The organism is Rhodococcus globerulus (assembly GCF_019334125.1).
In the GTDB taxonomy this organism is placed as follows: domain Bacteria; phylum Actinomycetota; class Actinomycetes; order Mycobacteriales; family Mycobacteriaceae; genus Rhodococcus_F; species Rhodococcus_F globerula.
Window position 1 is genome coordinate 3,738,294 of the sequence record NZ_CP079698.1, and the last position, 20,899, is coordinate 3,759,192.

Annotated in this window: 28 protein-coding genes; 14 read left to right on the forward strand and 14 right to left on the reverse strand. The window is 61.9% G+C overall.

Annotated elements, in window-relative coordinates:
* Positions 1-23: 23 nt before the first annotated feature.
* Both KYT97_RS16950 and KYT97_RS16955 read left to right on the forward strand, forming a co-directional pair.
* On the forward strand, positions 24-860 hold the full coding sequence (locus KYT97_RS16950; RefSeq protein ID WP_219110291.1) for a methylamine utilization protein: 837 nt from the start codon (positions 24-26) through the stop codon (positions 858-860).
* A 110-nt stretch (positions 861-970) separates the two neighbouring features.
* Positions 971-1,231: a hypothetical protein gene (locus KYT97_RS16955; RefSeq protein WP_051730410.1), complete on the forward strand. Its 261-nt coding sequence runs from the start codon at positions 971-973 to the stop codon at positions 1,229-1,231.
* Between the two features lie 277 nt (positions 1,232-1,508).
* Here KYT97_RS16955 and KYT97_RS16960 read toward each other — a convergent pair whose 3' ends face one another.
* From KYT97_RS16960 to KYT97_RS16970, 3 genes are all read right to left on the reverse strand, one after another.
* Positions 1,509-1,874 (reverse strand): VOC family protein, encoded by a 366-nt coding sequence (locus tag KYT97_RS16960; RefSeq protein ID WP_033233540.1) that lies wholly within the window; start codon positions 1,872-1,874, stop codon positions 1,509-1,511.
* A 93-nt stretch (positions 1,875-1,967) separates the two neighbouring features.
* Complete coding sequence (locus tag KYT97_RS16965) at positions 1,968-2,288, reverse strand: orotate phosphoribosyltransferase (protein WP_245005851.1); 321 nt, start codon at positions 2,286-2,288, stop codon at positions 1,968-1,970.
* A gap of 280 nt (positions 2,289-2,568) precedes the next feature.
* Complete coding sequence (locus tag KYT97_RS16970; RefSeq protein WP_141486787.1) at positions 2,569-3,396, reverse strand: mycofactocin-coupled SDR family oxidoreductase; 828 nt, start codon at positions 3,394-3,396, stop codon at positions 2,569-2,571.
* 186 nt (positions 3,397-3,582) lie between these two features.
* Between KYT97_RS16970 and KYT97_RS16975 the strand changes: the two genes are divergently transcribed.
* Together KYT97_RS16975 and KYT97_RS16980 are read left to right on the forward strand one after the other, a co-directional pair.
* Positions 3,583-4,176, forward strand: coding sequence for an acyl-CoA-like ligand-binding transcription factor (locus KYT97_RS16975; RefSeq protein WP_245005852.1), 594 nt, complete (start codon positions 3,583-3,585; stop codon positions 4,174-4,176).
* A 129-nt stretch (positions 4,177-4,305) separates the two neighbouring features.
* Complete coding sequence (locus KYT97_RS16980) at positions 4,306-5,505, forward strand: AI-2E family transporter (protein WP_219110293.1); 1,200 nt, start codon at positions 4,306-4,308, stop codon at positions 5,503-5,505.
* 29 nt (positions 5,506-5,534) lie between these two features.
* On the opposite strand, the gene KYT97_RS16985 is transcribed toward KYT97_RS16980, so the two are convergent.
* Positions 5,535-6,551, reverse strand: coding sequence for a zinc-dependent alcohol dehydrogenase family protein (locus KYT97_RS16985; RefSeq protein WP_219110294.1), 1,017 nt, complete (start codon positions 6,549-6,551; stop codon positions 5,535-5,537).
* A gap of 28 nt (positions 6,552-6,579) precedes the next feature.
* Positions 6,580-6,951 carry a DUF2255 family protein gene (locus tag KYT97_RS16990; protein ID WP_095887296.1) on the reverse strand — a complete coding sequence of 124 codons (372 nt, stop codon included), beginning with the start codon at positions 6,949-6,951 and terminating at the stop codon, positions 6,580-6,582.
* A 248-nt stretch (positions 6,952-7,199) separates the two neighbouring features.
* Between KYT97_RS16990 and KYT97_RS16995 the strand changes: the two genes are divergently transcribed.
* Both KYT97_RS16995 and KYT97_RS17000 read left to right on the forward strand, forming a co-directional pair.
* Positions 7,200-7,484, forward strand: coding sequence for an ArsR/SmtB family transcription factor (locus tag KYT97_RS16995; RefSeq protein ID WP_033233848.1), 285 nt, complete (start codon positions 7,200-7,202; stop codon positions 7,482-7,484).
* A complete protein-coding gene (locus KYT97_RS17000) occupies positions 7,469-7,864 on the forward strand; it encodes a VOC family protein (RefSeq protein ID WP_219110296.1) in 396 nt (131 codons plus the stop codon). The genes KYT97_RS16995 and KYT97_RS17000 overlap by 16 nt, the downstream gene beginning before the upstream one ends.
* Positions 7,865-7,899: 35 nt before the next feature.
* On the opposite strand, the gene KYT97_RS17005 is transcribed toward KYT97_RS17000, so the two are convergent.
* The 3 genes from KYT97_RS17005 to KYT97_RS17015 are packed head-to-tail and all read right to left on the reverse strand — an operon-like array spanning position 7,900 to position 11,138.
* Entirely contained in the window at positions 7,900-8,541 is a 642-nt protein-coding gene (locus KYT97_RS17005) for a SanA/YdcF family protein (protein ID WP_233365851.1), read from the reverse strand.
* Positions 8,541-9,692 carry an alpha/beta hydrolase gene (locus KYT97_RS17010; protein WP_219110297.1) on the reverse strand — a complete coding sequence of 384 codons (1,152 nt, stop codon included), beginning with the start codon at positions 9,690-9,692 and terminating at the stop codon, positions 8,541-8,543. Before KYT97_RS17010 ends, KYT97_RS17005 begins: the two co-directional genes overlap by 1 nt.
* 33 nt (positions 9,693-9,725) lie before the next feature.
* Positions 9,726-11,138 carry an FUSC family protein gene (locus KYT97_RS17015; protein WP_425332387.1) on the reverse strand — a complete coding sequence of 471 codons (1,413 nt, stop codon included), beginning with the start codon at positions 11,136-11,138 and terminating at the stop codon, positions 9,726-9,728.
* A gap of 74 nt (positions 11,139-11,212) precedes the next feature.
* Here KYT97_RS17015 and KYT97_RS17020 point away from each other — a divergent pair, with 74 nt between their 5' ends.
* Entirely contained in the window at positions 11,213-11,728 is a 516-nt protein-coding gene (locus KYT97_RS17020) for a MarR family winged helix-turn-helix transcriptional regulator (RefSeq protein WP_219110298.1), read from the forward strand.
* A 1-nt stretch (position 11,729) separates the two neighbouring features.
* On the opposite strand, the gene KYT97_RS17025 is transcribed toward KYT97_RS17020, so the two are convergent.
* Positions 11,730-12,134, reverse strand: coding sequence for a PaaI family thioesterase (locus KYT97_RS17025; protein ID WP_033233555.1), 405 nt, complete (start codon positions 12,132-12,134; stop codon positions 11,730-11,732).
* Between the two features lie 110 nt (positions 12,135-12,244).
* Between KYT97_RS17025 and KYT97_RS17030 the strand changes: the two genes are divergently transcribed.
* Positions 12,245-12,685, forward strand: a complete 441-nt coding sequence (locus KYT97_RS17030) for a winged helix-turn-helix transcriptional regulator (RefSeq protein WP_172937042.1) — start codon at positions 12,245-12,247, stop codon at positions 12,683-12,685.
* Here KYT97_RS17030 and KYT97_RS17035 read toward each other — a convergent pair.
* The 4 genes from KYT97_RS17035 to KYT97_RS17050 all read right to left on the reverse strand — a co-directional run bounded on the left by KYT97_RS17035 (position 12,682) and on the right by KYT97_RS17050 (position 14,737).
* On the reverse strand, positions 12,682-13,137 hold the full coding sequence (locus KYT97_RS17035) for a PPOX class F420-dependent oxidoreductase (protein WP_033233557.1): 456 nt from the start codon (positions 13,135-13,137) through the stop codon (positions 12,682-12,684). The two genes, KYT97_RS17030 and KYT97_RS17035, sit on opposite strands and share 4 nt — an antisense overlap.
* Before the next feature lie 27 nt (positions 13,138-13,164).
* Complete coding sequence (locus KYT97_RS17040) at positions 13,165-13,659, reverse strand: hypothetical protein (RefSeq protein ID WP_033233850.1); 495 nt, start codon at positions 13,657-13,659, stop codon at positions 13,165-13,167.
* A 61-nt stretch (positions 13,660-13,720) separates the two neighbouring features.
* Positions 13,721-14,536 carry a DUF72 domain-containing protein gene (locus KYT97_RS17045; protein WP_095887300.1) on the reverse strand — a complete coding sequence of 272 codons (816 nt, stop codon included), beginning with the start codon at positions 14,534-14,536 and terminating at the stop codon, positions 13,721-13,723.
* A gap of 9 nt (positions 14,537-14,545) precedes the next feature.
* Positions 14,546-14,737, reverse strand: coding sequence for a hypothetical protein (locus KYT97_RS17050; RefSeq protein ID WP_033233559.1), 192 nt, complete (start codon positions 14,735-14,737; stop codon positions 14,546-14,548).
* 73 nt (positions 14,738-14,810) lie between these two features.
* On the opposite strand from KYT97_RS17050, the gene KYT97_RS17055 reads away from it, so the two are divergent.
* The 4 genes from KYT97_RS17055 to KYT97_RS17070 all read left to right on the forward strand — a co-directional run bounded on the left by KYT97_RS17055 (position 14,811) and on the right by KYT97_RS17070 (position 17,356).
* Complete coding sequence (locus KYT97_RS17055; RefSeq protein ID WP_172937044.1) at positions 14,811-15,134, forward strand: GYD domain-containing protein; 324 nt, start codon at positions 14,811-14,813, stop codon at positions 15,132-15,134.
* 29 nt (positions 15,135-15,163) lie between these two features.
* Positions 15,164-16,012, forward strand: coding sequence for an LLM class F420-dependent oxidoreductase (locus KYT97_RS17060; protein WP_219110299.1), 849 nt, complete (start codon positions 15,164-15,166; stop codon positions 16,010-16,012).
* A gap of 69 nt (positions 16,013-16,081) precedes the next feature.
* Positions 16,082-16,831, forward strand: coding sequence for an SDR family oxidoreductase (locus KYT97_RS17065; RefSeq protein WP_219110300.1), 750 nt, complete (start codon positions 16,082-16,084; stop codon positions 16,829-16,831).
* Between the two features lie 63 nt (positions 16,832-16,894).
* Positions 16,895-17,356, forward strand: a complete 462-nt coding sequence (locus tag KYT97_RS17070) for an RrF2 family transcriptional regulator (protein WP_045065355.1) — start codon at positions 16,895-16,897, stop codon at positions 17,354-17,356.
* 6 nt (positions 17,357-17,362) lie between these two features.
* Here KYT97_RS17070 and KYT97_RS17075 read toward each other — a convergent pair whose 3' ends face one another.
* The gene (locus tag KYT97_RS17075) at positions 17,363-18,247 is read right to left on the reverse strand and encodes a helix-turn-helix transcriptional regulator (RefSeq protein WP_033233564.1); all 885 of its coding nucleotides are present in this window, start codon (positions 18,245-18,247) and stop codon (positions 17,363-17,365) included.
* A 136-nt stretch (positions 18,248-18,383) separates the two neighbouring features.
* Between KYT97_RS17075 and KYT97_RS17080 the strand changes: the two genes are divergently transcribed.
* Both KYT97_RS17080 and KYT97_RS17085 read left to right on the forward strand, forming a co-directional pair.
* Positions 18,384-19,421, forward strand: a complete 1,038-nt coding sequence (locus KYT97_RS17080) for a zinc-dependent alcohol dehydrogenase family protein (RefSeq protein ID WP_045066747.1) — start codon at positions 18,384-18,386, stop codon at positions 19,419-19,421.
* Positions 19,422-19,424: 3 nt separating this feature from the next.
* Positions 19,425-20,894, forward strand: coding sequence for an MFS transporter (locus KYT97_RS17085; RefSeq protein WP_045065358.1), 1,470 nt, complete (start codon positions 19,425-19,427; stop codon positions 20,892-20,894).
* Positions 20,895-20,899: the final 5 nt, after the last annotated feature.

Sequence of the window (20,899 nt, forward strand, 5' to 3'; positions counted from 1 at the left end):
CTACATACATTTTGGAGGATCTGATGACTACCGTTCTCTCACACGGCCCACTCCAGACCGATGTCCCTGACATTCGGCCGACCCTTCAAGGCTCAGTCGGCACGGCTACTCGCGCCAGCCTCATCGCCGCAGGTGCTGCGGCGGGTGCCGGCATTGCACTCGTGGCTGCGCCTTCTGCGACAACAGCTTTGACCACTGCGGTTGTCGGAGCCGGACTGGTCACCTCACTGGCCGCCAACTGGTCGACCTGCGGAATGTCGGTTGCCGGAGTTGTTGCCGCACCGAAGCAAGCCGACCGTAAGGGATCGTCAACTCCGGTACGCCGACTCAGTTGGCATGCACTGGGTTCCGTCACGACAGGTGCCGTCACCGGCGCCCTGATCGGCGCTCTCGGCGCGGCGGTGTCCGGTTTCATTCCGATCGGCTGGGCGTTGGGTGCCTGGGCTGTTGTGGCACTTGCGTACGGTCTGCACGAGTTGGGTGTTCTCACGATGCCGACTCCGATGCGGCGCCAACAGCTTCCGCGCCATATGCGCCGCACCATGGCGCCGTGGAAGGTCTCACTGATCTTCGGCGCTATCATCGGGCCCGGATTCCTGATCTTCATCCGCTCGAGTGCGTACTACCTCCTTGCACTCGGTGTTATCGCCTCGGGCTCAACGGCTCTCGGCGCTGCACTGTTCACCGTTGTCTCCCTCGGCCGCTGCATGCCTAGCCTCGCGGCAATCGTGCACACCAATCGCGGTGGCTCGATGCCCGGTTTCCTCTCGGTCATGTGCGTCGTAGACCGTCGGGTGCAGAGCATCACGGGCGCCGCACTGATCGCACTGGGAGCATTTGCTGCTTTCGCGTTGGTCTGAGTTTCCGTCGAAAGTAGTGTGGCCGGTGAGCATTTGCTCACCGGCCACACTGCGGTCCGGAGATTCGAATCAGAGACGAGGCTTGCCTCAGTCCGAGAGGAAGACAATCGGTGTCGCTTCGGGAATTCTCCAACTTTCTGATCGAACGCATCGACGCCGCGGCCGCAGTCTACGGGTCGGGACGGCCCATTCCCGAAGCAGAAGCACGTGAGCGGTTGGCTGCCGAATTCATCGTGCCGGACGACGGCTACCTGGCGTTCATCGGCAGATGGGGCGGGTGCTACGTCGGGGTGTCCGTCCACGCCTGGGATCAGAGTTCACTCCTCGGGACAACCACGTGCCTGGAACTCACAGCCCCGTGCGCGCGATGACTTCGGCGAGATCAGGCGAGGATGCGCCGAGATCGCCATGCCGTCCTTGCTCTCGCGCGGCTGCGGTTGAATGTGTTGTGAGCGATGGTCCGTGACAAAGTGGTCTATTTGCCAGGACCAACTGCCGCATTGGCCGCGTAGATAACTTCTGAAGCGATCAGTAACAGACCCGAATGGACTGTGTTCTGGCCCGCGTCCATTCGTAAGCCGTGTCAAGCTTTGTCGCTATGCGGCAGGGACACCCGTCGACTGGTGCGGGTGCGATGTGAACAGTGACTCAATCGAGACAGAACTCATTACCTTCGACATCTTGCATTACGAGGCATGACTCGTTGTAGCCATCGGCGCGCAGTAGTCGCACACGTACCGCACCGAGTGCGATCAATCGTGCGCATTCGGATTCGAGCGCGGCCACGCGTTCTTCGCCCACGAGTCCCGTACCTACTCGCACGTCGATATGTAGTCGATTCTTGACAACCTTGTTTTCAGGAACGCGCTGAAAGTACAGGCGCGGACCTATACCCGAGGGATCGATACATCCCGATCCGTTGCGCTCGTAACCTAATACTTCGCACCAGAATTCCGCTACGCGCTCAGGCTCCTCACAGTCGAAGGTGACTTGAATCTTCTTGATCGATGCCATCGGATCACAGTAGAGGCGGGTCTCTTCGTTTGCACGTTCTTTATCGCATGGTTCGCGCTAGACGTGAGCTGCGGTGAGAATTTCGTGAATCCGTCACCTTAGTGATCGAGTGTCGAATCCAAGACCTCTTTGGTGAATACCGATCGCGCACAGAACTACCGAAACATCAGCGCCCAGCTCCCGAAGGGCAAGAGCTGCGTTCCTGACCGCACCGCCAGTGGTGATGACATCTTCGACCAGGGTGACAGTCTTCCCTGCGACGTCGATTCCCTCTGCCAGCTTGTTGGTTCCGTACGGCTTCGGTTCCTTACGAATAAAGACCGCCGGTAGACCGGTTGCCTGGCTGAGCATAGTGACGATCGGGATACCGCCCATTTCCAGTCCGCCGAGTATTTCGGTGTGTTCTGGAACCAACGGGGCTATGCGGTCGGCGATGCGACGTAGAAGGTCCGGGTCGGTTTCGAATAAGTATTTGTCGAAGTACTGGGAAGCGGTTAGTCCGGAGCGGAGAGTGAACTTGCCCGTCAGGCGGTGTGAGGAGGGGCAGATCTATCTCCCAGTTTGGCGGCATGTGCTCGCATACAGGTCCTTCGTACCTGCATCGCCTCCGGCTCAGCCAGACGGAACGGCCTGCGGCCGTGCTTGACAAAACCTATTGAGATTCCTTTCAAGTGTTATGGGCTCGAGCCGTCGGCTAGAGCTGACCACCCGCGTCGACGGTATGCGTGGTTCCCGTGACATAGCGTCCGCTGTCTCCGACGAGGTAGAGCACTGCCTCGGTGATGTCGGATGATTCGAGCGCGGGCACCGGCAGGGTGTTGAGTGTCAATGCGGCTTCCTCGAAGTCAGCGCGTGTCGGCGCGGCGAGGTCCGGCCGGAAGAGCTTGTAGGTGGCGTCGTTGAGGATCATGTCGGTTGCCACGGTGGTGGGATGGATGGTGTTGACTCGGATATTCTGCGGCGCAAGCTCTTTGGCGAGCACCTTCATGAACCCGACCAGACCCGCCTTAGCCGCTGAGTAATGCGCGGTATTCGCGTTCGCTTTCAGAGCGGCGAGTGAGCTCGTGATCACCACGGAGCCACCCCGACTACCCGCGACAATATGCGGCACCGAAGCGACGCAGGTCTTCCACACTCCGGTGAGATTGATGTCGATCATCGTCGACCAGGTTTCCTCGGACATCTCGAGCGTCGGAGCAGGCACCGAGATACCGGCATTGGCGAGCACGATGTCGAGCCGGCCGAGCTCATCGACACCGGCGTCGACCACCGCTTTCAAGCCGTCGAGGTCCCGGACGTCGACTTCGCGGGCAACAATGCGACGACCGAGGGCTTTGACCGCACGCTCGGTTTCCGCGAGGTCGTCCGCCGTGGCGGTCGGATACGGCACTGTGTCGACCTGGCGACATACGTCTATCGCGATGATGTCGGCCCCTTCTTGCGCGAGCCGTAGCGCATGGCTGCGCCCCTGGCCCCGTGCAGCACCGGTGACGAATGCAACCTGACCATCGAATTGCCCCATGACAGCAAACCTTTCGGCACATGTGGCACCGACCTTCAGCGGTGCCGCGTCGTACAACCGAGGTTATGTCAGTCGATGCCAAAACATGGCGTTTTGAGAAAACTCACCACCCGGGCGATACGGGTAACCCGCCCAAGCCCGAAGGCCGACGCCATGGCCGGGCGAACCTGGAACGATGGACGCGTGATGAGTACCGACAACCGAATCGACCGCGGTGGCAGGCCGGCGGCAACAACCGCGCACCACCTCGCCGCCGTCGCCCAGAGACTGTTCGTCGAACGCGGCTTCGACCGAACCAACGTCGAGGACATCGCGCACGAAGCGGGAATCAGCACTCGAACCTTCTTCCGATACTTCCCGACCAAGGCCGACGTCCTGTGGGTCGAATCGGACGCCGAGATCAGTCGGCTGCGACAAGCACTGGCCGACAGCACCGCGACCGAACCGTACGAAGCCGTCTTGGTGCGCGCCGTAGTCACCGCCATGGCTTTCCCCGACGACCAGATCGAATGGGCCAGACACCGCGCCCAACTGGTCCTTACGGAACCCGCCGTGCAAGCGCAGGCATCGCAGCGCCACACGCGGTGGCGAGCCGCTGCCACCGAATTCGTCAGCGCCCGCACCGCGGACGATCTCTTCCCGATTGCGGTGGGACACGCAGTACTCGCCGCCACACAATCGGCCCACGAGTACTGGATCGCGCATCCAGAGACGCAACTCGCCGATCAGCTCGAACGTGCACTGCTCCTGCTCCTCCCACCCCTACCCACAGCGGTCTAGCTCGCATCGACCTTGGAATCGAGATCCAATGCTCGGCTTGAATTACCTCCGCTCGAGGTAAACCACCAGGACAGCGCAGCGAAAGAATTGTCCGTCCCGCTGGGCGCACCTCGAGATGCGGAGGTTCCGATGCCCGAGCTCGACAACAACTCACCGCCCACGGGCGGAGATGCAGAACCTGCTCACGGCGACGTGGTCGGGCAACCCCATACCTCCGCCGAGGGGCAACCGATCATCGCTGCAGAACAAGACGCTGCCCGAATCAGCTCACCCGCCCACCCGCTGGGTAAGCCCGGACCGAGCTTCGACCGCAAGTCTCCGTTCATGATCGGAATGGCCGCAGCCGCGGGAGTGGCCGTCACTTACGGCGGGATCGAGTTACTGATCGCAGCACACGGCGTACTCGTCCTCATTGTCATCGCCGCGTTCCTCGCAGCCGGCCTCGAACCCGTCGTGTCTTGGTTGGTGCAACACCGAATTCCCCGTTGGGCGGCTGTGACCGTGGTCTTTCTCGCGGCCTTCGGCATGCTCGCCGGTTTCCTCGCTGCCGCGATACCCCCGATCGTCACCCAAGGCAGCGCACTCGTGGACAACGCCCCTGGCTACCTGCACCACCTCCAAGAGCGCTACCCCGCCATCGACGAACTCAATTCTCGATTCCATCTTCAGGACAAGCTCCAACAGACGATCGGTGGCGAAGGTGTCCCGGATGTCGTCGGCGGGATCCTCGGTGCCGGTAAGTTCGTGTTCAGTGCGATCAGCGGAACCGTCATCGTGGTTGTCCTCACCGCCTACTTCCTCGCCAACTTCCCCCGAATCCGGGCCTCGCTCTACCGCCTGGCACCCCACTCCCGCCGCCCGCGGACCATCCTGATCGGCGACGAGATCTTCGCCAAGGTCGGCGGATACGTCCTCGGAAACATCCTGATCTCGCTCATCACCGCCGTTCTCACCTTCATCTGGCTGATCACCTTCGGCGTTCCGTACCCACTATTGCTCGCCGTACTGGTCGCAGTACTCGACCTGATCCCGATAGTCGGATCGACGCTCGCCGGAATCGTCGTAGCACTGGTGGCTTTGACTGTGTCACTACCTATTTCGCTCGCCACCGTAGCCTTCTTCATCATGCTCCGACTCGTCGAGGACTACGTGCTCGTGCCGCGCATCATCGGCCGGACCGTCCAAGTACCACCCCTGATTACGGTCGTTGCTGTCCTGCTCGGCGGGGCTCTGCTCGGAATCGTCGGCGCACTGCTCGCCATCCCGATCGCTGCCGCGATCTTGCTGCTGGCCCGCGAAACACTCCTCCCCCAACTGGACCGTCGATAATCTGCCGGGGTTGTTTCGAACTCCTGCGTTCACGGAATAAGCATGGTCTTGATGGAGCGTCGCTCGTCCATGGCCGCATATGCCTCAGCGACCTGATCGAGCGGCAGAGTCAGATCGAAGACCTTGCCCGGCTGGATGTGCCCGTTCCAGACGCGGTCCAGAAGATGGTCGAGGTATGCCCGCACCGGTGCAGGTCCACCGCGCAAGCCGACGTTCTTCCAAAACATGTGCCGCTGAGGAAGATCCGCGACATGGGGAACGCCGACCCAGCCAACCATGCCGCCAGGGCGCGCGGACCGCAGGGCCTGCTCGACGGAATCGTGAGTACCGACGCACTCGAGCACCGAATCTGCTCCGATTCCGGATGTGAGTTCCTTGACCCGCTCGACGCCGTCGTCGCCGCGCTCGGCAACGATCTCGGTGGCGCCGAATTCCAGTGCGAGACGCTGCCGATCCTCATGGCGGCTCATCGCGATGATCCTCTCCGCGCCCAGTTCCGCTGCTGCAAGTACACCGGAGAGGCCCACCGCGCCGTCACCCACAACCACGACCGTGCTTCCCGGCTTGACGCCTGCGCTGACCGCCGCATGCCAGCCGGTACACATGACATCGGAGAGCGCCAGGATGTTCGGGATCATCGCCTCGTCCGGCAGTTCGGGGGTGGCGACGAGTGTTCCGTCGGCATTCTGGACGCGGATCAGCTCTGCCTGGCAGCCGTCGTATCCGGTGCCGTGGAGGCAATTCGCGTGTGCGCCGACTTTGCACAGCGCGCAGGTGTTGTCGCTGGTCAAGAATCCACCGACCACAAACTGTCCGGGCTTCACGGTGGTGACGTCGCTGCCAACCGCTTCGACGATGCCGACGTACTCGTGGCCGATGGGCGTCGGCTTGGTGACCTCCGCGATGCCACGGTATCGCCACAGATCCGAACCGCACACGCACGCTGCCACTGTGCGGACTATCGCGTCGGTGGGCTCCACGATCACGGGATCGGGTCGGTCCTCGAAGCGGATGTCATTGGGACCGTAGATAATTGTGCCGCGCATGAATAACTCCTTCGCTGCCGTTTGCGTATCAGGCGGGAAAAACCTCGAGGGTGGCCGAACGGGGGCCACTTTCGACAAGGTGATCGACAATGCTCGGGTACTGGCGGTACTTCTTCCGGTAAGCACTGTCCACAAGCGGGAGGTCTGCGTCACCGGCCTCGACGAACTTCACCTCGTACGCGCTGCCGCCGGAAATAATCTGCCCGGTTCCGGTCGCGATCGCGCCCTTGAACCAGGCTGCCGGACGGCCGTTGGTAGATCGGATGAAGAGCCGGTCACCCTCGCCGACGATCCAGATGATCGTGGGACTTCTCAGCGAACCGTCGGCCCGCCTGGTCGCGACCTGCACTTCCTGAGGGTTCGCGATTGCCGCTACCTGCTCTTCGCTCCAGCCCGTCATTGCCCGTACCCCTTGCGTCGACGACATGTTCCTTCAGCCAACCCCAGATCTGCCACGGGCGCGAGGGCCAGGGGTTACCGGTAATGCCAGTGCCTCCTTCGAGGGAGTTCGGCAACCTGACACCCCTTGCGCATAGTGAGCACCCCTTGCTGCATGCCACAACCGTTGTTCACTGTGCACAAACCGTGCTCACTCAACAGCTCTTGATATGCAAGCTCCAGCTTGCCTATAGTGGTGCCGTGGTCACCATCTACCGTGCTCTCGACGACGACACGAGGCGCATCATCCTCGACGAACTCGCGGCACATGACGGCCAGACTCTGTTCGAGATCTGTTCACTGCTCACGATGCGACACGGTCTGGGCTTCACGCGTCAGGCGATCTCTCAGCACCTCGGTGTACTCGAGTCGGCTGGACTGGTCGTGACCGAGCGGCGCGGACGCTCCAAATTCCACTACTTCAATCCCGAGCCACTTGCCGAAATCACCCGGCGATGGCCCATCGAGACAGGAACACCATGCAAATCAAACTGACAAGCATCTTCGTCGACGACCAGCGAGCAGCACTCGCCTTCTACACCGATGTCCTGGGTTTCACGAAGCACCACGACATCCCACTGGGCGAGGATGCGTGGCTCACCGTCGTCTCGCCGGAGGTACCGGACGGCCCGCAACTCCTGCTCGAGCCCGCGAAGCACCCGGCTGTGAAGCCGTATCGCGATGCTCTTGCCGAGGAAGGCATTCCACTCGCTCAGTTTGCCGTCGAGGACGTGGAGGCCGAGCATGCCCGTCTGACGGAAAAGGGTGTGGTGTTCACGCAGGCTCCGACAGATATCGGCACCGCCGTCATCGCTGTTTTCGACGACACCTGCGGCAACCTGATCCAGATCATCGCGGAGAAGCCTGCTCAGTGAGGCTCCTGCTGTGCACCTTTGTTAACCGACCGCGGTTAATAAAGGCGCACAGCAGAATTGACCGAATCCTCCGGCGGACTCGTAACCTTGGCATCACGACCGGACAGCATGTCGATTGCCGCTTTCGGCTTGGCGAGAATCCACTCTCGGGCAGCATTTTTGACTAATGTCGTTGTTGCGCAACCACAGTCACTGTTCACGCCGTCCGCATCGATTCCGGCGTCACGGCATAACGCGACGGCGCGGGGAACATGGTAGCCCTGGGTGACAATCAACGCCTTCGACACACCATACGTATGTATTGCCCTCGAGCAGGTGTCATACGTGTCCAGGCCGTACGGATCCCCGACGATACGACGCTCATCGATCCCCTGCTCTACCAGGTAATTTGTCATGGCCGCGATCTCGTCGCCCGAAGCCCCATTCGCGTCCCCGGACACCAATACGGCGCTCGCTTTACCGTCCTCGACCAGTTGAACGGCCGCGTCGAGGCGCCCTTTCAGGAACGCCATCGGCTTGCCGTCCTTGATCTGAGCACCCAGAACGATTACCACCGGAGCCTCGGGCGCATCCGCGACGTCGAAGGTGTGCCCCTTCGCGGCAACGGAGATCCAGACGACGGACCCCACATAGGCAACGACGCCGAGTGCAACGAGACCCGCAATCCACCGCTTCACTAGCGGAAGAGATTCGCGACAAACGGAATCGTGTCGGCTTGCGATTCGATCAACGCGCCGCTGTGGTCGGTGTTGTACGCCTTGAACGTCACGGGTTCACCATTCGCAACCAGAGCCGCGACGAGCGAAAGTGCCGACGGGGCAGGCACATCCACGTCCAGCAAGCCTTGGCCGATGAAAATGGGGCGGTCGTAACCGCTGGTCGGCACACCCATGTAGTCGTTCAGGAGACCGTAGAAGTTCGGGATTTCGTTCAGCGGGCGAGACAGCACCTCGCCCAGAACGAGCTTCTTCGATGCATCTTCCAAGTCTGCGGCGCACAGTTTTTCGGCCAGATCGACCTGCTCGCGACCCAGCGGAGTCAGGTACGAGTTGACGTCGATTTCCGGGTGAGCTTCGCGCAGACCCGCCAGAATGTAGAGGGCGTACGAGGTCAAGCCTCCGCCGAGTGCAATGGGCGGAAATCCGGGACCGGCCGGCAGGAAAACCAGTTCGATGTTTGCGGGCACACCCGTCCCCACACCGCCCCGGTAGTCGAGAGAATCCCCGCCGTATTCGGTTGCGTATCGCGCGGTCGTGATTGCCGCGCCGCCGCCTTGCGATTGTCCGACCACTGCCCAACGATTCGAGATCGAAGAATCGAGGGCGCGAGCGGCCTTCACGGAATCAACGACGCTGTGCGCCTCCACTTTTCCGTCGAGGTATGGCATGAGGCCCGGAGTTCCCAGCCCGACGTAATCGGTTGCGACCACGGCATAACCTTCGGCGAGCCAGTGGCCCAGATACGGGTAGTCGCGTTCCGGGAGTCCTGGCCCGACCAAGGAAGGTGCGCAGGAGTCGTCGAGGCCGGTGGTTCCGTGCGCCCACGCGATGACGGGCCAGCCGCCTTCGGGGGCGAGGCCAGCTGGTACGTAGTACGCACCGCTACTGAGGGCAGGGCTGCCGTCGGAACCGATGGTCCAGTACGTGAATCGAGTAGCGTCGACGGTCCCCGGAATCCAGAGATCGCGCGGTAGCGGTTCGCTCGACACAACGGTTCCGGTCGCAACCGAAACCCCAGGTGCCTCCGCAGACGCCATTGGCGCCAAGACCACCGAACTAATTGCCGCAGCACACAGCGCCGCAATAATCGACTTCGACTGAAAATTCACGTCCCGACAACCCCTCACTCCGATGCACTGGAGTCATCGTAGGACGTGGTTCCGATCGGCGCGGCTGATTGTCACGGCCGCGACGACAACACCGATCACCACTCCGATGAGGGTGTCCGCCACTCGCGCGAGCGCCGCGCTGGTCTCGATGGGTGCGCTGAGACCGATGAGCACCAGGGCCATCGGCGTCACGGCAACCGACGTCAACGCGTAATTCTTGACGACAAACAGCTCTGCCGCGGTCTGCAGAATCACCACTGCAACAACAGCCTGCCAATAGCCGAGCGTCAGGGCGATCAGAGCGGCAGCGATGATCGCTCCGCCGACGTTGCCGACAAGCCGTTGGATTCCGCGTTGAACGGTCTGCTTGTAGTTCAGCCCCTGCATTGCTGCCATCGCACCCATCGACGCCCAGAGCGGATGCTCGAGTCCGGCGCCCGCGGCAACCCATCCGGCCAATGCCGACGCCATGACAATACGAACGGCATTCATCACCACGGCGCGCGAGTACAGATGCCGTAGACCGGCGACGACGTAGTTCTCCGGCGCGGGCAATTCTGATACAGGCTCGAGCGAGTGCTCGATCATGCTGGAGCGCTTCATCTTACGAAGCTCATCCTCGTGCGCTGCAATATCGCGAATCAGCGACGCGTCGCCATGCTCGCTCCACAATCGCACTGCGGCATCCGCTTCGCCGAGCACCGCCATCAGTTCACGACCATGACCCAGCGTCGACTTGATCCGACTGCTCGACGCGATAACCGTCCGCGCATGGGCAATCGACGCCCGCGCAGTCGGGACTGAACCACCGGCCTCTAGCTTCCCGACGTTCGCAAGCGCGCGAGCGACAGCCAGACGTGCGGGGCCCATCGGCAGCACAAGCGCGGGAAGCATCGCCGCGGCCCATCCGATCAGTACACCGATCGTTCCGGCGACCACCAGCCGAACCAGATCCGCAAAGCTCGTGGCGAAGCCTGCTGCACCCGTCGCGGCAAAGACAAGAATCACCGGCCCTGGACCAGTGATGCGGAAGCCGGAGATGAAGCAGTAGGCAGCGCCGGCCGCCAACGAGAGAACACCGATCTGCGCCCAGACCGGCACACCGAACATCCCCAGAGCCGCACCAAATGCAATGAACGCAACCAACGCTGCGCCCACTATCGCGAGTTTGCCGGCCAACCGGGGGTATGGCTCGTATCGTCCGAACGCCGCACTCAGCGCGCCCAGCGCTGCAAATCCCGCCAGCTCTTCGTGCCCGAGCGCACCACCCAAGATCAGGACTACCGCTGTTGCCAGGCCGACCCGTATTGCCGGGGCAATTCCAGCGTCGGCGGAACCGAGCCGGAAAGCCGCCCGCCACGTCTGCGCTGACACCGAATGCGCAATTGCTCCGCTCGAATGGCGGAGTCGGCTCGATGTCGTGGTGGGGGTCGGAGTAGGCGTCACTAATCCAGCATACAGTTATTTCACTAGTAAATTACTTGTGAAGTACTGTGAAATCAGTCGCTAAGATGTGTGCCATGGATCAGGCCAACAGTCCCGAAGACGACTTCATCGACAAAGTCCGTCGTGAATGGAATCGCGCCTACCCTGACATCGACACCTCGCCGGTCGAGGTGATGGGACGGATCACCCGCATCAGTTCGCAGTCCCTCCACCAACTTGATCGCGCCCTCGCTCCCAGTGGCGTCTCCCGCGCCGAATTCGACGTGATGAGCGCACTGGCCCGCAGCGATCGCCCACTACGCGCCAGCGAGGTCACCGCAGTCACCATGTTCAGCGGCGCCGCCACCACCAAGCACGCCGATCGACTGGCCAAGCTCGGACTGGTGGAGCGTCAACGGTTCGAACGTGACGGACGCGTCGTACTTCTCCAATTGACCGAAGCCGGAAGCGCTTTGGTAGAAGCAGAGTTTCCGCGCCGGGTCGAACGCGACCGCCGGTTGCTATCGGGACTGAGCGAGGACGAGAAAGTGCAACTCACCGCACTCCTCAAGCGAATCTCGGTCAACATCGACGCCGGATTACCCGACTGAGCTACTTCGGCAGCGGAACGTTCTGCAAGCGAACCTGTCCACGCGCCACTTCTTTTCCCGTTTCCGGATCGGTGATGACAACCGACCACAACTGCTGAACGCGGCCCTGCTGAATCGGAAGTGCCACGACATCGACGCGTCCGCCGGTGCGGGCTCGCAAGAAGTCGGTTCCGTTGTGAACGCCAACGGCAAATTCTCCACGGTCCGCGACAGCGGTACTCGCACCGATACTTGCCGCCGATTCCACAGCCGTTGTGTAGACGCCGCCGTGCACCACACCCCACGGCGTGTGATGAGCGTCGGACAGATCGATATGTCCGACAACTTTGGTGCCGGACACCTCGTCGAGTTGTAATCCTGCGGCGCTCACAAAAGCGCTCGCTGCCTCGAGATCCACATCGGCCACGTCATGCTCCTCGTCTAGTCGGTTGGATTTCCCAACTCACAGTGCGGCATAGATTTGATGCCGTCAAGTGCTAAGTTGGATTTCGCAACCCACTGTCGATCGGAGTGAGCGTGACACCCAAAGGTCGTAACTGCTCCATCGCCAAGGCGTTGGACCTTGTGGGCGAGAAATGGTCGCTTCTGATCCTGCGTGAGATCGTCCTCGGGCAACGACGCTTCGACGCCATCGCGAAGGGCACCGGTGCCAGTCGGGATATTCTTGCAGCCCGGCTTCGGACGCTCGTCGACGCCGACGTGCTGACAAAACGCCTGTACGAGGACCATCCCCCACGCTACGAATACGTCGCCACCGAGTCAGGTAAAGCGTTGTATCCGATTCTGATGGCGATCATGGAATGGGGAGACACCTACGTGATCGACGGCCCACCCCCGACCGTCGTCGAACATCGGTGCGGCGAGCAACTGCACGCACAAGTGGTGTGTTCGCATTGCAATGCACCACTCGAGGCGCGGGACGCCACCGTCCTGCACCTCTCCCCGACAGCTCCCTAACGCTCCGGCGGAAACCCACCTGTTGCGATCGGTCCCCACGAATCGACGGTGACGCGGATCAGGCTCTTGCCCTGCTTGTGCATCGCTTGCCGGTACTCGTCCCAGTCGGGATGATCGCCGGCGATCGAGCGGTAGTAGTCGACCAGGGGCTCGACGGATTCCGGCAGGTCGATGAGCTCGGCCGTCCCGTTCACCTGCACGTACGGTCCGTTCCACTCGTCGGAGTGGATACACAACGACACCGTGGGAGTACGACGCACATTCACCGCCTTAGCCCGCTCCGGGTAGGTGGAGATGACGATGCGGCCTTCGTCGTCGACACCACACGTGATCGGTGAAATCTGGAGTTCGCCGGACTTGCGGACGGTCACGAGAGTGGCACGGTGGCGTGGTCTGATGAATTCGAGTAACTCGGCGTGCGAAACCCGGTCTGCACTCGCAATTTTCGACATACAACCAGCCTAGGTGGGTTTACGCGCTCATGGCATCTCGATGGTCTGAGCGCGCGCGATCTCGCCGATCGCGGTGGTGATGTACGTCGTCAGCGGTTTCTTGACAACCGCGGACAAGCTTCCGATCACAAGCACAGCTGAACGCAGGTATGCACCGTGGCCGATCCGGAACGAATCGTCTTCGAGATCGGTAATGCCGAGCGCGCCGGTGTACACGGCGGCGAGAGCCTGCACGTCGAGGTCGGGAAGCCACACGATGGTGGCCTTGGCGCAGGCAGTGAGCGCGTCTTGCACATCTTCGCTCGAGAGTCCGTCCGGGTGGGTGTCCTCGAGGAGTTCACGAACGATAGCCGCGTGCACCGATGTGACCTGCTCGAACGACAGCGTGCGCAGTTCATCGACCGCCTCGGTCAACGCATCGCGGTTGGCCGCTCGCACCGCGGCCAGCGCGTCTGCCGTGGCAGCGGCGATGTCGCGGGCAACCTTCGGCCACTCGGTGGGCCAACTCTGCTGGGGGTTCACGTTCGGTTCTCCTTGTTCGCGCTCGCGTGTGAGCTTGCCAGGTGGCACCGACAGCACACATTCAGGCGAAGCGGGCCAGAAATGCCATCGCGTTGTGGGGCGCAAAACCCTTCATGTCGTTGTCGAAGTACACAAACACGTCCAGTCCGTCGCTCATCCAGCCCTGAGCGCGTTCGGACCAACTGTCCAGGGCTTTGTCGGTGTAACCGCTTGCGTACAGTTCCTTGTCGCCATGCATGCGCACGTAGACAAAATCGCTGGTCGGCGTAGTGATCTGGGGGTACCTTCCCGCGGTATCGGCGACGACAAACCCGATGTCGTGCTCGCGCATCAGTTCCACCGCTTCCGGAACGGCAAAGCTGGCATGGCGTGCCTCCACCGCATAGCGGATCGGGAGTTCGATCTCTGCGTGCGCCAATACCCTGTCTTCGGTCAGCTTGTCGTCATGGTGGGCGGCCAGTTCGGCAGCCTGCGTCGTCGTACGCGGAAGCAGTTCGAAGAAGCTCGCCAACCGTTCGGGCTCGAACTGCAAGGTGGGCGGCAACTGCCAGAAGATCGGCCCGAGTTTCGGACCCAGCGCAAGCACACCCGCCGCAAAGAAGTTCGCCAGCCCTGTCTGTGTGTCGAGCAGCCGCTTCATGTGCGTGATGTACCGACCGCCCTTGAGGGCAAACACAAAGTCGTCCGGTGTTTCACTGCGCCACTTCGCGAAACTCTCCGGTTTCTGAAGCGCATAGAACGAGCCGTTGATTTCGATCGAAGTCAATTTCTCTGCGGCATAGGATAATTCCTTGCGATGCGCAAGGCCGCTCGGATAGAAGTCTCCACGCCAGGCGGGATATGTCCACCCTGAGATACCTACTCGGATATCTGCCACCAGTTCAGACTAGACGCCCGATACCCCGGCACTGAGCGCAACGGACACCGGCACGACGGTTAGGCACACCACTGCTGCGACAAACAACCCGATGACGAGCCGACGATCCCACTTTCCGCGGGCGCCGCTTGCCGCAAGCATGAAGATCACAAAACCCACACAGACAGACACGATCGTCACGATCACCGGAGTACCAACCATGGGTTGATTGTCCCCTACCACTTTGTGGGTATACCCCTCGGAGGTGAATACCCCTGCCGAGCAAGGAGTCGAAATGCCGAAATACCTCTGGCAAGTGACGTACACACCAACCGGGGCCGCCGGCCTTCAGAAGGAAGGTGGCACCGCCCGCCGCGATGCAATAACCCACATGGTCGAAAGTGTCGGCGGCACAGTCGAATCCTGCCACTTTGCACTCGGCAGTCATGACATGTTTGTCATCGGCACCCTTCCCGACGCCGTTGCCGCCGCGGCATTGAGCATTCGCACCACCGCCGAAGGAGCGGCTCGATCCGAATCCGTCACCCTGCTCACGCCGGAGGAAATCGACGAAGCAGTCAATCGCCCCACCGACTACCGTGCGCCCGGCACGGAATAGATCCAGGTCACACTCGGGTTACCACCACCATGACTGACGCGACGCAGACACCTGACCTGGGCACCTACGGAATCTGGCGAGGAGCCGCCGGATTGAAGCCGGATCTGGGGGCGGCAATCGAGAAACTCGGGTTCGGCACCATCTGGATCGGAGGTTCACCCCGCGCGGACCTTCTGGTGGCCGAGAAGCTACTCGACGCGACGGAACGCATCATCGTGGCGACCGGGATCGTCAACGTCTGGTCGTCACCCGCTGCTGAAGTTGCCGAGTCGTACCACCGACTCGAAGCCAAGCACCCGGGACGGTTCCTCCTCGGAATCGGCATCGGACATCCCGAAGCCACCGGCGATTACTCGAAGCCGTACGGCACCTTGGTGTCCTACCTGGATGAACTCGACGCGGCTCAGGTTCCGGAATCTCGTCGCGTCCTCGCCGCTCTGGGCCCCAAGGTATTGAAGCTGTCGGCTGATCGCGCTGCCGGTGCGCATCCTTATCTGACAACTCCCGAACACACTGCCGAAGCACGCGAGATTCTCGGCCCGTCGAAAATTCTTGCGCCGGAACACAAAGTTGTTCTCGAGACCGATCCAGGCAAGGCGCGGGCGATCGGCCGTCCGGCTGTGGCCAATCCATATCTGCACCTACGTAACTACACGACCAATCTCGAACGCCTCGGCTTTGCACCCGACGAAATTGCGAACGACGGAAACGATCGTGTCATCGACGCGCTGGTGGCCTACGGGACCGCCCGTTCCATCGCGGACAGGTTGCGTGAACATATTGCGGCCGGGGCCGACCACGTTGCGATCCAGGCGCTTCCGGCCGATGGTGATCCAATTGCGACGTACGAGGCATTGGCCGCAGAACTGTTCCGGTAACTCTCGACTTGGATAAGTCGTGTCCGAGTATACTTGGACACGACTTATCCAAGTAAAAAGGAGACAGGCATGAAGATCGTCATTTTCGGGAGCGGGCTCATCGGAAGTCAGGTCGCGTCGAAGCTCGGCGACGCCGGGCACGACGTGAAGGCACTCGGCCGTGCGGACGGTATCGACACCACCACGGGCGAAGGCCTCCTCGAAGCCGTGACCGGTGCAGATGTGGTCGTTGATCTTACAAATTCCCCTTCGTGGTCGGACGACGACGTCATGGCCTTCTTCCGCGACGGAACTGGCCATATCCTCGCGGCGGAGGAGAAGGCGGGCGTCGGGCACCACGTCATCCTGTCCATCGTGGGTGCCGATCGACTGTCTGATTCCGGGTACATGCGAGCCAAGGTCGCCCAGGAAGACCTGGTCAAGGCCGGCCCGATCCCCTACTCGATCGTCCGCTCGACCCAGTTCTTCGAGTTCATCGCCGGAATTGCCGATGCCGGGACCGTGGACGGCACAGTCCATGCAACGCCGGCGCATCTTCAGCCGATCGCGTCGCGGGACGTCGTATCTCACGTCGCCGAGGTTGTGACCGGCCCGCCGTTGAACGGGACGGTCGAGATCGCCGGACCCGAACCGCTGGGTATCGACGAATTGGTACGGCGCCTGTTCTCCGTCACCGGGGACGACCGCTCGGTGACGCCCGATCCGGAGGCCGGCTACTTCGGCGCGAAACTCGACAGTGCCGCGCTCACACCGACTCCCGGCGCGAACGCCTGGATTGCGCCGACAACACTGGACGAGTGGTTGGCCTCGAAGGCCTGAAAAAAGACAACACCACCGATGTCCGCCCCAAACCGGTTTCCACGGCGTCGATAGAGTTCTGGCATGAAGCTTTCCGGAGGAGTGGAGTGGTCGCTCCATTGCTGTGTGGTCCTCAGCCAGGCGCAAGGCCCGGTCCCCACGGCCAGACTCGCCGAACTGCACGGGGTGTCGAAGACATACCTGGCAAAACATCTGCGCGCCCTGGCGCAGGCCGGTCTTGTCAATCCGACTGAGGGCCGCGACGGTGGATACGTCCTGACCCGGCCACCCGAAGACATCACAGTTCTCGACGTCGTTCAGGCCGTCGACGGTAAGGAACCTGCCTTCCGGTGCACGGAGATTCGGCAACAAGGGATCCTCGCCGCGCCACCGGAGCAGTGCCTCGCCCCGTGCGGTATCGCCAAGGTTATGGCCGACGCCGAAAAGGTATGGCGCGCTTCGCTGTCGGGAGTCACCATTGCAGATCTTGCGGCAACTCTCGATCTCCCCGCTCTCAAGAAAGTTCTGGCAGCACCGTCGAACTGAGTGCTCCTACAGGGAAGATTCCTTGTCGTTGGCGGGATCCAACTGATCCTGGGTAGCCGCCCAACTCGCCAAGACTTTGAGCGCATCTGCCGTCGGAGTGCCCGGCGCCGCGGTGTAGACCAGCAGCGTCAGCCCGGGGTTGGACGGAAGTTCCATCGCCTCGAAGTTCAGCTCGAGGTCTCCGACAACGGGATGATGAACCTTCTTGAAACCTGTTCGATGAAAGCGCACATTGTGTTTCGCCCATCGCGTGCGGAATATCTCACTGCGCGTGGCTAATTCACCGATCAGTTCGGTCAGCGCCTTGTCGTGCGGGTTCTTCCCCGCCTCAGATCGGAGCATTGCCGCAATATCATCGGCGGCACGTTCCCAGTCGGTGAAAAATTCCTGCGAAGCCGGGTCGAGGTATACAAAGCGCGCATTGTTCGCCGGACGACGTGGATCCGCCAATACCGGCGAATACAGCGCCCGGGCCATGCGATTGGCGGCCAACATATCGTGCCGGGCGTTGCGAACCCACGCCGGGGCGTCGGTGATGGCGTCGAGTATCTGCTGAATGGCCGGACTGACACCTTTGGGTGCTGATCGGCGCTTCGGCGGAGCCGACGCACTTGCGGTCTTCGCCAGATCGAACAGGTGATCCTGCTCGGCCTCGTCGAGTTGAAGTGCCCGGGAAAGACTTTCGAGTACCGAGTCCGATGCTCCGGCCAGATTGCCGCGTTCCATTCGCACGTAGTAGTCGATGCTGACACCCGCCAGCAAGGCAACTTCTTCGCGGCGCAATCCTTTGACCCGACGGTTTCCGCCGTACGCCGGTAGTCCCGCCTGCTCGGGAGTGATACGTGCACGGCGGGAGCTGAGGAACTCGCGGATCTCGGCTCGGTTGTCCATGCCGATTACGTTACTCGAGTCGTCGAACCGCAGGGAGGTACTGCCGGTACCTGGAACGACAGGAACTCCCGCCAGGGTGATGCGGACGGTTCACTGGGTATCGACACCGCGAACCGAACAACCAAGGGGATTCATCATGCGCGCAACCATCATGTACAGCGCCGGAGACGTTCGCGTCGAGAACGTGCCTGACCCGGCACTGCAGCAGCCGACCGACGCCCTGGTACGCATCGTTCGAGCATGCGTCTGCGGATCCGACCTACATCCGTACCACGACATGCCTGCCACACCGGGCGGCACTCCGATGGGCCACGAATTTGTCGGCGTCGTCGAAGAGGTCGGCGGCGACGTAGCCACGCTGAAGAAAGGCGACTTTGTCATCGCCCCGTTCGCCTGGTCGGACGGAACCTGCGAGTTCTGCCGCGAAGGACTGCAGACGTCGTGCCGCCATGGCGGATTCTGGGCAGGAAACGGCATCGGTGGCGCCCAAGCGGAGGCCATCCGCGTGCCACTGGCAGACGGCACCCTCGTCAAAGCACCCGTCGGCGAAGACTCGGAACTGCTCCCCTCACTGCTCACCCTGTCCGATGTCCTGGGCACCGGCTACCACGCTGCCGTCAAGGGTCGAGTGAACGAACGCACCTCGGTCACCGTCATCGGCGACGGCGCAGTCGGCCTCATGGCGGTTCTCTCCGCCAAACGACTGGGCGCCGAGCGGATCATCCTCATGGGCCGTCACAAGTCGCGCACCGATCTGGGCATCGAGTTCGGAGCAACCGATATCGTCGCCGAGCGCGGCGACGAGGGCATCGCCAAGGTCCGCGAACTGACCGGCGGTGACGGCACCCATGTTGTACTCGAAGCCGTGGGCCACATGCCCGCCTACGAGCAGGCGATCGGTGTCGTCCGCCCCGGCGGTGTCATCAGCCGCGTCGGTGTACCCCAGTACGAGGTGGCACCCGTCGGTTTCGGCAGCCTGTTCGGACCCAACGTCACACTCACCGGTGGTCCCGCTCCCGTGCGCGCGTACATCGAGGAGCTCATGCCAGACGTTCTCGACGGAAAGATTCAGCCGGGCAAGGTTTTCGACCGAACAGTCAACCTCGACGAGGTACCGGACGCCTACCGCGCGATGGACACACGTGAGGCACTCAAAGTTCTTGTTCGGCCGTAATCCATGACCACCGTCGACACTGCCCGGACCGGTCGCGTCAACTCCACGGCAATCCTCGCGATCATTCTGATCAGCTACTTCATGATCCTGCTCGACAACTCGATCATCTTCACCGGGCTGCCAAGCATCGCAGCCGAGATGGGGTATTCGGCGACCGGGTTGTCCTGGGTGCAGGACGCGTACACCCTCGTGTTCGGCGGCCTTCTCCTTCTCGGGGCGAGACTCGGCGACATCTTCGGCCGTCGCCGCGTCTTTGTTGCCGGGTTGGCGATCTTCGCAGCCGCGTCGTTCCTGGTCGGGGTTGCTCCCAACGGTTGGTGGCTCATCGCGGCCCGCGCCCTCCAGGGCGTCGGCGCCGCGGTGGTCGCACCGGCATCACTGTCACTCCTGACGGCAAGCTTCCCGCCAGGGCGCGAACGGACACGCGCGGTTGCCTGGTACGGCGCAGCCGCCGGAATCGGCGCGAGCCTCGGCCTCGTGATCGGCGGTGCCCTTGCCGATTGGGTGTCCTGGCGCGCAGGATTTTTCATCAACGTCCCGATCGGCATCGCGATGATCGTTCTCGCACCGCGGTTCATTCCCGAAACAAAGCCGAGCACAGGACGTTTCGATGTAGCCGGCGCCGTCTACGCCACACTCGGAATGGCCGCACTGGTCTTCGGCATAGTCAACTCCGCCGAAGCCGGATGGGCATCACCGACCACCTTCCTGACGCTGACCCTCGGTGCGGTTCTCCTGGCTCTGCTGATTCGCAATGAATCGCGCGCGGAGCAACCCATCATGCCGCTTCGACTCTTCCGCTCTCGCGAACGATCCGGTGCCTACGCCGCCCGCATGCTGTATCTCGGCGCCATGATCGGATTCTTCTACTTCACCACTCAACTTCTGCAGGGCGCAATGGGTTTCAGCGCTTTCCAAGCCGGTGTGGCCTTCTTCCCGATGACTGTCGTCAATTTTGCAGTTGCACTGCTGATTCCGCGATTGACCCCTCGATTCGGGAATGCTCCGTTGCTCGCCGCGGGTGTGGCACTCACATTGGTAGGTATGACGTGGCTCAGCTTCGTGCATTCGGGCAGCACTTATCTGAGCGGCGTTGCACTACCGATGATCTTGATCGGCGCAGGCCAAGGTCTCGCGTTTGCGCCGCTCACCGCTGCCGGAATCGCCGGGGTGAAGGCCGACGACGCCGGAGCCGCGTCCGGACTGGTCAACACAGCACACCAACTGGGTAGCGCACTGGGACTCGGCATTCTCGTCGCGATCTCAGCCGGGGCCGGATCCGCTGCGGAATCCCCGAAAGAAGCACTCACCGAGCATGTCTCGACTGCACTGACCGCAGGTGCCGGCCTCCTTGCCGGTTGCCTCGTCATAGTTCTTGTCTTCATCGTGCCGCCAACGGGTAAACGAAAAACAGGTCGAAGAAGTGCGAGTTTGCAGAGACAGTCAATCGAACATCGTTCATCCACAACATAAGGAAT